Source organism: Agrococcus jenensis, assembly GCF_003752465.1.
In the GTDB taxonomy this organism is placed as follows: Bacteria; Actinomycetota; Actinomycetes; order Actinomycetales; family Microbacteriaceae; genus Agrococcus; species Agrococcus jenensis.
On sequence record NZ_RKHJ01000001.1, the window covers coordinates 680,057 to 693,141 of the forward strand.

Consider the following 13,085-nt stretch of genomic DNA (forward strand, 5'->3'; position numbering starts at 1 on the left):
CAGGATTCTCAACGGAGCGACTGGCAGCGCGAGGGGATAGTGCCCTCGCGCTGCCAGCTGCTCCGTTGAGAGGTCAGGACTCGGAGAGCAGGCGGATGACGTGGGCGCCGAAGAGGCCGGCGATCACGGCTGCGGCGAGCGCGGCGGGCGCGAGCACGCGGTCGATCGGGCGGTGGGCGACCTCGCGCGCGTCGAGCCCGTCGATCCGGATCCAGCCGTAGAGCGCGGCCTTGCCGCGCCGGACCGCGGCTCCCGCGACGGCGAGCGCGAGCATCGCCGACGCGACCGCGAGCAGCAGCCACAGCCACGGCACCGACGCGCCCGCAGCCGCCCGGAACGGCGCGAAGGCGAGCGCGCCCAGCATGATCGGCAGCACCCACCAGGTGATCGGCGGGCCGAAGCCGCGCGCGACCACCAGGCCGAGCACGGCGGCGACCGCGAGCAGCACGACGCCCATGAGCAGCCCGCCCCAGCCCGCGACCTGGCAGACGGCGGTCGAGAGCGAGCCGCACGCCTCCTCGGCCGACAGCAGCATCCCCGTCGCGCTCGAGGCGGATGCTGCGCCGTAGCCGGCCGTGCCCCACGACGTCAGCAGCCCGAGCCACCCCGTGGCCGGCTGCCCGGCGACGATGAGGGGCGGCCTCCGGAAGAGGCGGTCGGACCAGCGCACGCTGCAACGCTACGCCCGCGCGCTGGTCGACCGAGCCCGGCCGCCCTAGGGTCGAAGGCATGATCCCCGCATCCTGGATGCCGCACCGCCGCGCCGACGGCGAGGTGGTCGGCTACCTGCGCGAGGCCGGCGACGGCTTCCAGCCGATGGACCTGCTCGGCCGCCCGCTCGCCGAGGCGGACGACTGGTCCGACGCCGAGGCGCTGCTCGACGAGCACAGCCTCGCGTGGCTCATGGACGCGTTCCTGCTCACGGTCGACGGCGGCGAGGTGCGCGTGCGCGTCACCGAGATCACGCCCGAGCGGGTGCGCGTCAAGCGCGACGACCTCGGCGCGGTCGGGGGCGACGCGCGCTTCTGGGAGCTGCCGGTGCCGGACGGCGGGCGGTTGCAGCCTGCGCCGCCGCTGACGGAGTGGCCGGGCTAGGCCGGCTTCAGCAGCCAGGCGACGACGAGCATCACGGGCAGCGAGGCGATCGTCGTCAGGAGCACGATGTCGCGCGTGACCGCGGTCGCGCGGTCGTAGCGCAGCGCGTACTGGTACATGTTCTGCGCCGACGGCAGCGCCGCCATCACGGTGCACGCGTAGACGAGCTGCTCGTCGAGCCCGAACGCGAACCGCGCGAGCAGGTAGGCGATCACCGGCATCGCGAGCGACTTCAGCACCACCGCGAGCGCCACCTCCTTGCGGCCGGAGCCCGGCTGCAGCGGGCGCTCCCCGCCGAGCGAGATGCCGAAGGCGAGCAGCATGAGCGGCACCGCGGCACCGCCGAGGATCTCGAGCGGCGCGAGCACCGGGTCGGGCAGCTGGATGCCGAGCGCCGACACGAGCGCACCGAGCGCCGCGGCGATGAGCATCGGGTTGCGCAGCGGCTGCGTGATGATGCCCATGAAGGATGCGCGGCCGGCGGTGAGCACGTCGAGGGTCGTGAGCAGCAGCGGCGCGAGCACGAGCAGCTGCAGCAGCAGCATCGGCCCGATGAAGCCGGGATCGCCGATCACGTAGATCGCGACCGGCAGGCCGATGTTGTTGACGTTGCTGTAGCCGGATGCGGTGGCGCCGAGCGCGATGCGGCTGGGGTCGCGCGTGAACCAGATCCGCGCGACCACGATGTAGATGACGGCGACGGCGATGAAGCCGATGAGCGCGACGGCGAGCACGCTCGAGAAGAGGAGGCCCACGTCGGCCTCGCTCAGCACGATGAAGAGCAGTGCGGGGCTCGCGGCGAAGAACGAGGTCTTGTTGAGGACCAGGCGGCCCTCCTGGTTCACGACGTTCAGCCGCGCGAGGAGCCAGCCGACGAAGATGACGAACCCGATGACGGCGAAGCCGATGAGCACGCCGCCCATGTCACCTCCGCGCTCGCTCGTCCGCTGGTCGGGACAAGTCTGACATCACCGCGGCGTCGGGCGTGCCATGCGGGGTGTGGTCTCGACTCGGGCAGCCGCCGGGGGCGGCTGTCCGGCTCGACCGGCAGAGGAGGGCTACTGGGCCTCGAGGCCCAGGTCGTCGAGGCGGATCGCCGCGCGGTACTCGACGCCGGCGGCCTCGATCACGGCCTGCGCGCCCGTGGCGCGGTCGACGATGACGGCGACGGCGACGACCTCCGCGCCGACCTTGCGGAGCGCCTCGATCGCCTTGAGCGGGCTGCCGCCGGTGGTCGAGGTGTCCTCGACCACGACGACGCGCTTGCCCTCGAGCTCCGGTCCCTCGATCTGGCGCCCGCGTCCGTGGTCCTTCGGCTCCTTGCGCACGACGAACGCATCCACCTCGAGGCCGCGCGCGAGGCCGCGGTGCAGCACCGCGTTCGCGAGCGGGTCGGCGCCCATCGTCAGCCCGCCGACGGCCGAGACGTCGGGGATGTCGGCGATGAGGTCGAGCAGCACGTCGCCGATGAGCGGCGCGGCGCGGTGGTCGAGCGAGAGCTTGCGCAGATCGATGTAGTAGCTGGCGCGCTTGCCGCTGGTGAGCACGAAGTCGCCGTGGAAGACGGCTTCGTCCCGGATGAGCTGGATGAGCTGGTCGCGCGCGGTCACGCCCCCAAGGCTACTTCTCAACGTCGTCGGTGGTCGCTCGTGCCGCTCAGCGCCTCGTCCGACCACCCGCGACGTTGAGCAGACAGCGCCGGTCAGCCGTCGCTGGGGCCGGGCAGGCTGTCGCCGCGCGGCTCGCGGCCGGTGCGCGTCTCGCGGCCGGTCCAGGCGGCGAAGCGCTCCGACGGCGACGCGTCGGCGGGCGGCTCCATCGCCGCGCCGAAGATGGTGGGCTTGCGGATCGAGGCCTCGTTCGCGCGCTCGCGGTAGTCCTCCATCCACTCGAGCAGCTCGGCCGGGAAGTCAAGGTTGCCGGCGAGCCCGACGCGGGCGGAGCCCCAGCGGATGTCCCACGCGTGGAGCGCCATGTCGAGCGTCGCGAGCGGCAGTGCGCGGAACGCATCCTCGTCGGCGTCGTGCGCGGCTGAGCGCAGCCGGGCGGCGAGCACCTCCCACGCCTCGACGGCCTCGAAGTCGGAGCCGTGCGCCATGACGGTGCCGTGGTCGGCCGTGAGGTCGCCCTCCCCCTCGGCGCGGCCGAGCAGCGCGCCGGCGCCGTACTCCGCCTGCACACCCGTGACATGGCGGATCACGTCGGCGATCGACCAGTCGGTGCATGCCGAGGGCAGGCCCAACCGGTCGGCGCCGGCTCGCGCCTCGGCCGAGAACAGGTCGAGAGCCTGGAGGTAGCGTTCGCGAGCGGTGCCCATCCATCCATAGTGCACCGTCGCACGCGCCGAGCCGCGGCGCCGAGCGCAGGCGAGGCCCCACGGATGCGCGTCGGAGCGCCCGCGGAAGGGTCCCGCCCGTAGGCTCGATGCATGCGCATCGCCACCTGGAACGTGAACTCCGTGCGCGCCCGCACCGCTCGCATCGTCGACTGGCTCGAGCGCAGCGACGTCGATGTGCTGGCCATGCAGGAGATCAAGTGCAAGACGGAGCAGTTCCCCTACGCCGCGTTCGAGGCCGCCGGGTATGAGGTGCAGGCGCACGGCTTCAGCCAGTGGAACGGCGTGGCGATCGCGTCGCGGCTGCCGATGACGGAGGTCGAGCGCGACTTCCAGGGGCAGCCGGGCTACGCGAACACCGGCGACCCGGTGGTCGAGGCGCGCGCCATGGCCGCGACCGTCGAGGGCGTGCGGCTGTGGAGCCTCTACGTGCCGAACGGCCGCGACCTGGCGCACGCGCACTACGGCTACAAGCTCGAGTGGCTGCGCGTGCTCGCCGACCACCTCGACACGTGGGGCGGACGCCCGCTCGCCCTCATGGGCGACTTCAACATCGCGCCGCTCGACACCGACGTGTGGGACATCGGCGCGTTCGACGGCTCGACGCACGTGTCGAAGCCCGAGCGGGCCGCGTTCGACGCGCTGCTGCAGGCGGGGCTCGTCGACGTCGTGCGCGACCGCGCCCCCGGCTATACCTACTGGGACTACAAGGCGGGGCGCTGGAACAAGAACGAGGGGATGCGCATCGACTTCGTGCTCGGCACCCCCGAGCTCGCCGAGCTCGTCACGCACGCCTCGATCGACCGCGATCAGCGGCAGGGCGACGCGCCCTCCGACCACGTGCCGGTGGTCGTCGACCTCGACCTCGAGACCGAGCTCGACGACGACCGCCCGATGATCTTCTGATGACGGATGCGTCGGGGGGTCCCGCGCCGTCGCAGGACGCGGCGGTCGACGGGCCGGTCGACGCGCCGGTCGGCGTCCCCGCGCCTTCGCGCACCGCGCGCGTGCTCGAGATCGCGACCCTGACGGGGGTATCGCTCAACCTGCTGGCGCTCGCGATCCTGGGTGCGCTCGGCGCGGCCGCGGTCGAGCTGCAGTCGCAGGTCTCCCAGGACAACGCCGGCACCGAGGCACCCGGCGGCGTCGTCGCCGGTTACTGGCTCGCGCTCGGCATCGCCACGGTCGTGCTCAACGGCCTCGCCATCTGGCAGCGCCGCAGCTGGGGGCTCGGCTGGGCCGCGCTCGCCGCGGTCGCCTGCTGGATCGTGCTCTTCGTCGCGATGGACGTGTCGCGAGCATGACCTTCGACGAGGGAGCCGACTGGGAGGAGCTCGAGCCGCGGCGCGTGCGGACCCCCGCCGAACGCCTGCGGCTCGCTGCGTGGGTCCTCATCTTCGCGAACCTCCTCGGGCTGCTGCTGCTCGCGCCGCTCGGCGACGGCGGTCTCGTGCAGGCGGCCGAGGCGTCGGGCACCGACGTCGGCCCCGCGCGGCTGACCTTCTGGATCACGCTGCTCGGCGCGACGATCGTGGGCAACGGGATCGGCGCCGCAGCGGCCGCGACGCGGCAGCGCTGGGCGATCGTGCCGCCGGTGCTCGCGGCGATCGCGAGCTGGACGGGCTTCCTCGTCGCGTCGACGCTCGCCTGACGGGCGCATCCGGGGCACGCGCGCACGTCCGTTGCGGCCGACAGCCGGACCGCGCGCGACGCCGGGAAGTGGCAGGAAAGCCGGGGCCGGGTGCAACAAACGTGCGCGACGGACTCCATACGCTGGATTCACGCACGGATCGTGCACCGCTCACATCGCGCACGGCTCTATCCGCCCCGATCCCCGACCGAACCATGGAGGCTCCCATGACGATGACCCAGGCCACCGCCGCCGACCTCCGCCAGCACCCCGCCTGGCTCCGCATCAAGGCCGCCGCGACGGCGCTGCAGCCGATGCAGTCGAAGAGCGGCGCCATCGAGGACGCCGCCGACCACGACGCCGCCCGCGGCCACGTCACCGACCTCGTGGAGGGCATCCGCGAGATCACGCCGGAGTTCCCGCACGACGCCGCCTACCTCGCGCAGGCAGCGGTCGACTTCGAGCGCTGGGCCGCCGAGGGCTTCGGCGTGCCCGACTTCTTCGACGCGCTCGTGGAGTTCCAGCCGCAGCAGCACCGCGTCGACGGCCTGCAGCACCTCGTGGTCTTCCCGATGGTCACGCAGAACGGCTCGAGCGACCGGCTCGTGGAGGCCGTGCTCGTCGAGGTCATCTGGCCCGACTTCATCGCCGACCTCGAGGCGGGCGACTACTCGAACGCGCTCTTCGTGCCGCTGCGCTTCATCGACTTCACCGCCGGCTACGACACGAACTCCGCCGTGCTCTTCCCCGAGACCGTCGCGATGCGCGAGATCCCGACGTTCACGTGGGGCGCGATCTTCCAGGACCGCGAGGCCGCGCGCTTCCGTCGCGTCGTCGAGGCCGCGTGCGCGGTGACGAAGCTCAAGCTGCCCGCCGACGCCGCGGAGATGCTCGCCGACCAGTCGCTCGCCGAGCAGACCTTCGTGATGTGGGACCTCATCCACGACCGCACCCACATGCGGGGCGACCTGCCGTTCGACCCGTTCATGATCAAGCAGCGCATGCCCTTCTTCCTCTACTCGCTCGAGGAGCTGCGCTGCGACCTCACCGCGTTCCGCGAGTCGGTCGCCATCGAGCGGCGCATCGCGGCGATGCCGGTCACCGGCGAGGGGGCTGCGACGGAGGCCGACCGCGACCTGGCGAAGCACGCCAAGCTCGTGCAGTACGCGGTGATCTTCGACCGCATCTTCCGCTTCGCGATCACCGGCACCCGCACGCGCAACTACGACGGCCTCGGCGGCCAGCTGCTCTTCGCGTGGCTGCACCAGCACCGCGTGCTGCACTGGACCGACACGCAGCTCGCGTTCGACTGGGACGAGGTGCCCGACGTCGTGAACAAGCTCGGCGAGGCGATCGAGCTGCTGTACTGGAAGTCGATCGACCGGCCGAAGATCGCGCACTGGCTCGCCGCCTATGAGCTCGTCTCCTCCGTCGTCGAGCCGCACCCCGCATCCGCGTGGAAGGCCGGCGCGCTGCCGCTCGAGGGGGCGCCGCGACAGCTGACCGACCTCGTGATGGACGACGAGTTCCCGCTGTCGATGTTCTACGAGGCCTTCGAGAAGAAGATGCGCGACGTCATCGCCTCGACGAAGGGCATCACGGCCTAGCGCTCGTCCACTCACCAGCGAGGAGGCTCCCGGCAGGGAGCCTCCTCGCTGCATGCGGATGCGGAATGCCGTACGCCGCTCGGAGGTTCGCCTCGAGGACTGCTCGCTGAGCGTCGAAGGCTTCGAGGAAGGGTTCACCATGACCAAGATCACCGTGCTGGGCGCCACCGGGTTCGCCGGCGGCCACATCGCAGCGGAGGCCGCGAGCCGCGGCCACGAGCTCACGCTCGTCTCGCGGTCCGCGCCGCAGGACGCGCCCGCCGGCGCTCGCGTCATCCAGGGCTCGGTGCTCGACGCCGACGTGCTCGCCCAGGCGATCGACGGCGCCGACGTCGTGGTGGGCGCGCTGTCGCCCCGCGGCGACATGGAGGGCAAGGTCGCGGATGCCTACGCCGACGTCGCCGCCCGGCTCGCGCCCGGCACGCGCTTCATCATCGTCGGCGGCTTCGGCTCGCTGAAGGACGAGGCGGGCGACCGCATCGTCGAGACCGCAGCGTTCGCGCCGGAGTACAAGCCCGAGTCGCTCGAGCTCTTCTCCGCCTTCGAGCGCGTGAGCGCGACCGACGTCGACTGGACCTACGTGAGCCCGGCCGGCACCTTCGGCGGGTACGTGCCCGACCAGACGCGGCGCGGCGAGTACCGCACCGGCGGCGACGCGGCCTTCTACGACGCGGACGGGCAGTCGGTCATCTCGGGTCCCGACTTCGGGCTCGCGATCGTCGACGAGATCGAGGCCGGCGCGCACGTGCGCGAGCACATCTCGTTCGCGTACTGAGCGGGCTCGCTCGCGGCAGCGGCATCCGCCCCTGTCGCGAGCGCCGCGCGTCTGCGACAGTGCTGGCATGGACGTCGAGTGGATCCCTGATTACGGTGAGCTCCTGAAGCGCGGCCTGCGCGTGCCGCTGGAGGGCAGCGAGGACGACGCGGTCGCCGCGGTGCTCGAGCAGCTCGACGCCGGCGGCGGGACACCCGGCGAGGTGGAGGTGCGCGACCTCGTGCGCGAGGCGCGCGCGGGCGCGGCGAAGCACCACGACTGAGCGTGGCGAACCCGGTGCTGCGAGCGCTGCGGCGCATCGCGGCGCCGGTGTCGCGCACGCGATGGTTCCGCCGCGTCGGACCGCGAGCGCTGCCGGTCGCCGAGCGGCTGCTGCGCCGCGCCACCGGCGGACGGCTCGTGGTGTCGGGCATCCTCGTGCCGTCCCTCGTGCTCCAAACGACCGGCGCGCGGTCCGGGCAGCCCCGCAGCTCCGAGCTGATGTACACCCCGGACGGCCGCGGCGGCGCCATCGTCGCAGGCACGAGCTTCGCGCGCGCGGCGCATCCGGCATGGACGGCGAACCTGGCCGCGCATCCCGACGCAGAGGTCGTCGTCCGGGGCCGGCGGTTCCGCGTGCACGCCGAGCTCGTGCGCGATGCCGAGCGCGAGGCGACCTGGGCGCGCATCGAGCGGCAGTGGCCCGGCTACCGCCAGTACGAGCGCGACTCCGGCCGCACGGTGCGGCTCTTCCGGCTGACGACGGGTGCCGTCCCATCGCCGTTCGACGGCCGGCTCTGGGGCCGTCTCCGCGGATGACGCGCGATCGGCGCGGCTCGCCCCTACGCTGACGCCATGGCATCGCTCATCCCGCCGGTCGACCCGAGGCGCCGCACCGCCGACGTGCTCAGCAGCGCCGCCGTGCTCGTCGCGATCGCGGTGCTCGGCTACGCCGCCACCATCGTCATGGGCGTGCTGCTGTTCGCGGCGAACCCCGAGGGTGGCGCCGCCCGCACGTGGGCGATGCTGCTCACGTGGCAGCTGCCGCTCGCCCTCTGGATCGCCGCGGCCATCGCCGTCGTCGTCCTCGCGGTGCAGCGCCGCCGCACGCTGCGCGTGAGCCTCATCGGCGCGAGCGTCATCGCGGTCTCCATCACCGCTGGGCTCGTCGTCGCCGCCGGCTGACCACGCGGATCCACGAGGGCGGGCGCGCACGGCACACTGGAGCCATGCGCATCCTCATCGCCGGCGCCACGAGCGCGCTCGGGCACGCCACGGCATCCGCCCTGCTCGAGTCCGGTCACCACGTCATCGCGGTCGGCTCGAACGCCGACCGCTTGGGCATGGTCGATGCGAGCGAGCGATTCGAGTGCGACCTCACCGACCCGGATGCGGTCGGGCAGCTCGGCGAGGAGGTCGGCGAGCTCGACGGCCTGCTGCACCTGGTCGGCGGCTGGCGTGGTGGCGGCGGCCTCGCGGGTCAGTCCGACGAGGACTGGGCGTGGCTCGAGGCGCGCGTCGTGCGCACGCTGCGCAACACCACCCGCACCTTCGCCGACGCGATCGGGCGATCGGAGGCGGGCGTCATCGCGATCGTCTCGACGACCGGCGTCGAGCGGCCGACCGCCGGCAACGCGAACTACGTGGCGCTCAAGGCGGCCGCCGAGGCGTGGCTCGCCGCCGTCGCCCACCAGCTGCGCGCCACCCCGGCCCGCACGGTCGTGAAGCGGGTGAAGGCGCTCGTCTCCGACGCCGACCGCGCGGCGCAGCCCGACCGCGACTTCGCCGGCCACACCGACGTCACCGCCCTCGCCGCCGAGCTCACCGCAGAGTTCTCTCAACGGAGCAGCCGGTAGCGCGAGGGCAGTATCCCCTCCTGCGACCAGCCACTCCGTTGAGAGGTCAGTCGGTGCGGGTGAGCAGGAAGAGCGGGATGAGGCGGTCGGTCTTCTCCTGGTAGCTCGCGTAGTCGGGCCATGCCGCGACCGCGCGCTCCCACCAGGCGTCGCGCTCGGCGCCCGGCTCGAGCTCGCGCGCCACGTAGTCGTGGCGCTCGGCGAGGTCCTGCAGCTCGACGAGCGGGTGCTGCTGCAGGTTGTAGTACCAGACGGGGTGCTCCGGGGCGCCGCCCTTCGAGGCGACGACGACGTACTCGCCCTCGTGCTCGACGCGCATGAGCGCGGTCTTGCGCAGCTTGCCCGACCTCGCGCCGACGCTCGTCAGCAGGATGATCGGCTTGCCCCGCAGGGTGTTGGCCTCGGCGCCGGCGGATGCCTCGAACGCCTCCGCCTGCTTGCGCGCCCACTCGGAGGTGCTGGGTGCGTACTCGCCCGTCAATGGCATGCGTGCTCCTTCGTCCCTCGCGAGCGTAGCCCGGCCGCGAGACCGAAGCCGAGCGTTGCCCGAGCGGGCGCGCCGACGTACGGTCCATGCAGCGGCGCACCCCGGGAGGACCCATGGCCATCGCAGTGCTCGACATGTCGATGTCGCTCGACGGCTTCATCGCCGGACCCGACGACAGCCCTCAGCTGCCCGGCGGCGCCGGCTTCTCGCTCCACGACTGGATCGGCGACCCTGACGACCCCGGCAGCGCCGACGGCCGCGACCGCGAGCTCATGGACGCCGTCCGCGACGCCGGCGCGGTGCTGTCCGGCAGGCGCACCGCCGAGCAGGCCGGGCACTGGGGCGGCGACCACCACGGGATGGGCGTGCCGATCTTCGTCGTCAGCCGGCACCAGCCGAGCGCCGACGCGGCAGCGTTCCCGCTCGTGCACTACGTCGCCGACCCGGTCGACGCGATCCGCCAGGCGAAGGCTGCCGCGGGCCAGCGACGCGTGCACATGATCGGCGCCGCGTGGGTGCCGGCCGCGCTCGAGGCGGGCGCGATCGACGAGATCCAGATCCATCACGTGCCGCTGCTGCTCGGCGCGGGCCGCCGCCTGTTCGACGTGCTGCCCGCCCCCATCCGGCTCGAGATCGCCGAGGTCATCAGCACCCCACGCGCCACGCACGTCCGCTACCGCGTCCTCTCCCCCTGACCCGCAGGATTCTCAACGTCGCCAGTGGTCGCGCATCGCCCTCACAGCCTCGCGCAACCACCCGCGACGTTGAGGATCAGAGGCGACCGACGCGGGTGACGCGCACGACGGCGGTGCCGGCCTCCGCGGATGCGGCGAGGTCGATCGACGCCCAGATGCGCCAGTCGTGGTCGCCGGCCGGGTCGGCGAGGATCTGCTGCGCCTCCCAGACGGACGGGCCCTCGTCGATCTGCAGCATCCGGGCGCTGCGCGCGTCCGCCCCGGTGCCGATCGACCCGTGCTCCTCGTAGTAGGCGTCGAGCGCCTCGCCCCAGGCATCGGCGCCGAAGCCCGCGGCCGCGTCGAGCTCGCCCAGCTCCTCGTGCTTGTCGAGCGCGGCGAGCTGCACGCGCCGGAACAGCTCGTTGCGCACGAGCACCCGGAACGCCCGCGGGTTCGCGACCACCGAGGGCGGCGGCGGCGGCGCGATCGGCGCCTCGCCGGGCGCGGCGGGATGCATGAGCTCCTCCCACTCGTCGAGCAGGCTCGAGTCGACCTGCCGCACGACCTCGCCGAGCCACTCGATGAGGTCGAGCAGCTCGTCGGTCTTGGCCTCGTCCGGCACCGTCTGGCGGATCGCGCGGTACGCATCCGACAGGTACCGCAGCACGAGCCCCTCGCTGCGGGCGAGCGCGTAGTGCTGCACGTAGTCGGCGAACGTCATCGCCCGCTCCCACATGTCGCGCACCACCGACTTCGGCGACAGCGCGAAGTCCGACACCCACGGCTGCGACGATGCGAAGACCGCGAGCGCCTCGGTGAGCAGCTCGTCGAGCGGCTTCGGGTGCGTGACCGCCTCGAGCAGCTCCATGCGCTGGTCGTACTCGATGCCGTCGGCCTTCATCGCCGCGACCGCCTCGCCTCGCGCGAGGAACTGCTGCTGCGACAGGATCGGCCGCGGGTCGTCGAGCGTCGACTCGATCACCGAGATGACGTCGAGCGGATGCGTCGGGTCAGCCGGGTCGAGCATGTCGATGACCGCGAGCGCGAACGGCGACAGCGGCTGGTTGAGGGCGAAGTTCGGCTGCAGGTCGACGGTGAGGCGGATGCGGTCGGGACCGCCGTGCGAATCGGCGTGCTGCTCGACGACGCCCGCGGTGCGCAGCGTGCGGTAGATCGCGAGCGCCCGGCGCTCCAGCGTCAGCTGCGACCGCCACGACTCGTGCGAGGAGGCGATGAGCTCGCGCATCTCGGCGAACGCGTCACCACCGCGGCCGATGACGTTGAGCAGCATCGAGTGGCTCACCTGCATGTGCGAGGTGAGCGGCTCGGGCTCGGCGGCGATGAGCTTCTCGAACGACGGCTGACCCCACGAGACGAAGCCCTCGGGCGCCTTCTTGCGCACGAGCTTGCGGCGCTTCTTGGGGTCGTCGCCCGCCTTCGCGAGCATCTTCGCGTTGTCGGCCTCGTGCTCGGGCGCCTGCGCCACGACCGTGCCGGCGGTGTCGTAGCCGGCGCGGCCCGCGCGGCCCGCGATCTGGTGGAACTCGCGCGCCGAGAGCTGGCGCATCCGGGTGCCGTCGAACTTCGTCAGCCCGGTGAGCAGCACCGTGCGGATGGGCACGTTGATGCCGACGCCGAGGGTGTCGGTGCCGCAGATGACGCGCAGCAGCCCCTTCTGGGCGAGCTGCTCGACGAGCCGCCGATACTTCGGCAGCATGCCGGCGTGGTGCACGCCGATGCCCGAGCGGACGAGCCGCGACAGCGTCTGCCCGAAGCGCGTCGTGAAGCGGAACTCGCCGATCGCGTCGGCGATCTGGTCGCGCTGCTCGCGGCTGATGATCTTCACCGAGGTGAGCGCCTGCGCGCGCTCGAGCGCCGCCGCCTGCGAGAAGTGCACGATGTAGACCGGCGCGCGCTGGGTGGAGAGCAGCTCCTCGATCGTCTCGTGCACGGGCGTCATGGCGTACTCGTACGAGAGCGGCACGGGCCGCTCGACGCCGGTGACGACCGCGGTCTCGCGGCCGGTGCGGCGACTGAGGTCGTCGGCGATGCGGGTCACGTCGCCGAGCGTCGCCGACATCAGCACGAACTGCACGTGCGGCAGCGTCAGCAACGGCACCTGCCATGCCCAGCCGCGCTGCGGGTCGCCGTAGAAGTGGAACTCGTCCATGACGACCTGGTCGACGTCGGCTGCGTCGCCGTTGCGCAGCGCCAGGTTCGCGAGGATCTCCGCGGTGCAGCAGATGATCGGCGCATCCGCGTTCACCGAGGAGTCGCCCGTCACCATGCCGACCTTCTCGGCACCGAAGATCTCGACGAGCGCGAAGAACTTCTCGCTCACGAGCGCCTTGATGGGCGCCGTGTAGAAGGTGCGCTTGCCCTGCGCGAGCGCGGCGAAGTGCGCGCCGGCCGCGACGAGCGACTTCCCCGTGCCGGTGGGCGTCGAGAGGATGAGGTTGGCGCCGCTGACGATCTCCATGAGCGCCTCCTCCTGCGCCGGGTAGAGCGGCAGTCCGCGCTCGGCCGACCAGGCGGCGAACGCCTCGAACGCGGCGTCGGAATCCCAGGTCGCTGGCGCGTGGTCGAGGAGGCTCATCCCGTCGATCCTCCCGCACCACGCGCCGCTCGGTAGAATCTCCTGTGC

At 72.5% G+C, this 13,085-nt stretch carries 17 protein-coding genes; 11 read left to right on the forward strand and 6 right to left on the reverse strand.

Annotated features, from left to right (window positions below):
• Positions 1–73: 73 nt before the first annotated feature.
• A complete protein-coding gene (locus EDD26_RS03290; protein WP_123696395.1) occupies positions 74–670 on the reverse strand; it encodes a hypothetical protein in 597 nt (198 codons plus the stop codon).
• A gap of 59 nt (positions 671–729) precedes the next feature.
• On the opposite strand from EDD26_RS03290, the gene EDD26_RS03295 reads away from it, so the two are divergent.
• On the forward strand, positions 730–1,095 hold the full coding sequence (locus tag EDD26_RS03295) for a hypothetical protein (protein ID WP_123696396.1): 366 nt from the start codon (positions 730–732) through the stop codon (positions 1,093–1,095).
• On the opposite strand, the gene EDD26_RS03300 is transcribed toward EDD26_RS03295, so the two are convergent.
• The 3 genes from EDD26_RS03300 to EDD26_RS03310 form a co-directional block, all read right to left on the reverse strand.
• Complete coding sequence (locus EDD26_RS03300) at positions 1,092–2,018, reverse strand: AEC family transporter (protein WP_123696397.1); 927 nt, start codon at positions 2,016–2,018, stop codon at positions 1,092–1,094. The two genes, EDD26_RS03295 and EDD26_RS03300, sit on opposite strands and share 4 nt — an antisense overlap.
• 135 nt (positions 2,019–2,153) lie before the next feature.
• The gene (pyrE, locus tag EDD26_RS03305; protein ID WP_123696398.1) at positions 2,154–2,705 is read right to left on the reverse strand and encodes an orotate phosphoribosyltransferase; all 552 of its coding nucleotides are present in this window, start codon (positions 2,703–2,705) and stop codon (positions 2,154–2,156) included.
• A gap of 92 nt (positions 2,706–2,797) precedes the next feature.
• Positions 2,798–3,412 carry a DinB family protein gene (locus EDD26_RS03310; RefSeq protein WP_123696399.1) on the reverse strand — a complete coding sequence of 205 codons (615 nt, stop codon included), beginning with the start codon at positions 3,410–3,412 and terminating at the stop codon, positions 2,798–2,800.
• Positions 3,413–3,523: 111 nt separating this feature from the next.
• Between EDD26_RS03310 and EDD26_RS03315 the strand changes: the two genes are divergently transcribed.
• From EDD26_RS03315 to EDD26_RS03355, 9 genes are all read left to right on the forward strand, one after another.
• Positions 3,524–4,336 (forward strand): exodeoxyribonuclease III, encoded by an 813-nt coding sequence (locus EDD26_RS03315; protein WP_123696400.1) that lies wholly within the window; start codon positions 3,524–3,526, stop codon positions 4,334–4,336.
• Positions 4,336–4,734, forward strand: a complete 399-nt coding sequence (locus EDD26_RS03320) for a hypothetical protein (RefSeq protein WP_123696401.1) — start codon at positions 4,336–4,338, stop codon at positions 4,732–4,734. Before EDD26_RS03315 ends, EDD26_RS03320 begins: the two co-directional genes overlap by 1 nt.
• A complete protein-coding gene (locus EDD26_RS03325; protein WP_123696402.1) occupies positions 4,731–5,081 on the forward strand; it encodes a hypothetical protein in 351 nt (116 codons plus the stop codon). Before EDD26_RS03320 ends, EDD26_RS03325 begins: the two co-directional genes overlap by 4 nt.
• A gap of 206 nt (positions 5,082–5,287) precedes the next feature.
• Positions 5,288–6,667 carry a DUF6421 family protein gene (locus EDD26_RS03330; protein WP_123696403.1) on the forward strand — a complete coding sequence of 460 codons (1,380 nt, stop codon included), beginning with the start codon at positions 5,288–5,290 and terminating at the stop codon, positions 6,665–6,667.
• A 139-nt stretch (positions 6,668–6,806) separates the two neighbouring features.
• A complete protein-coding gene (locus EDD26_RS03335) occupies positions 6,807–7,442 on the forward strand; it encodes an NAD(P)-dependent oxidoreductase (RefSeq protein WP_123696404.1) in 636 nt (211 codons plus the stop codon).
• 67 nt (positions 7,443–7,509) lie between these two features.
• Positions 7,510–7,704: a hypothetical protein gene (locus EDD26_RS03340; RefSeq protein ID WP_123696405.1), complete on the forward strand. Its 195-nt coding sequence runs from the start codon at positions 7,510–7,512 to the stop codon at positions 7,702–7,704.
• 2 nt (positions 7,705–7,706) lie between these two features.
• Positions 7,707–8,240 carry a nitroreductase family deazaflavin-dependent oxidoreductase gene (locus tag EDD26_RS03345; protein ID WP_245989730.1) on the forward strand — a complete coding sequence of 178 codons (534 nt, stop codon included), beginning with the start codon at positions 7,707–7,709 and terminating at the stop codon, positions 8,238–8,240.
• 36 nt (positions 8,241–8,276) lie between these two features.
• On the forward strand, positions 8,277–8,606 hold the full coding sequence (locus EDD26_RS03350) for a hypothetical protein (RefSeq protein ID WP_123696406.1): 330 nt from the start codon (positions 8,277–8,279) through the stop codon (positions 8,604–8,606).
• Positions 8,607–8,650: 44 nt separating this feature from the next.
• On the forward strand, positions 8,651–9,277 hold the full coding sequence (locus EDD26_RS03355) for an SDR family NAD(P)-dependent oxidoreductase (RefSeq protein WP_123696407.1): 627 nt from the start codon (positions 8,651–8,653) through the stop codon (positions 9,275–9,277).
• Between the two features lie 46 nt (positions 9,278–9,323).
• Here EDD26_RS03355 and EDD26_RS03360 read toward each other — a convergent pair whose 3' ends face one another.
• On the reverse strand, positions 9,324–9,764 hold the full coding sequence (locus EDD26_RS03360; protein ID WP_123696408.1) for a nitroreductase family deazaflavin-dependent oxidoreductase: 441 nt from the start codon (positions 9,762–9,764) through the stop codon (positions 9,324–9,326).
• A gap of 113 nt (positions 9,765–9,877) precedes the next feature.
• On the opposite strand from EDD26_RS03360, the gene EDD26_RS03365 reads away from it, so the two are divergent.
• On the forward strand, positions 9,878–10,459 hold the full coding sequence (locus EDD26_RS03365) for a dihydrofolate reductase family protein (protein WP_123696409.1): 582 nt from the start codon (positions 9,878–9,880) through the stop codon (positions 10,457–10,459).
• A gap of 76 nt (positions 10,460–10,535) precedes the next feature.
• Here EDD26_RS03365 and EDD26_RS03370 read toward each other — a convergent pair whose 3' ends face one another.
• Positions 10,536–13,037: a DEAD/DEAH box helicase gene (locus tag EDD26_RS03370; protein WP_123696410.1), complete on the reverse strand. Its 2,502-nt coding sequence runs from the start codon at positions 13,035–13,037 to the stop codon at positions 10,536–10,538.
• Positions 13,038–13,085 lie beyond the last annotated feature (48 nt).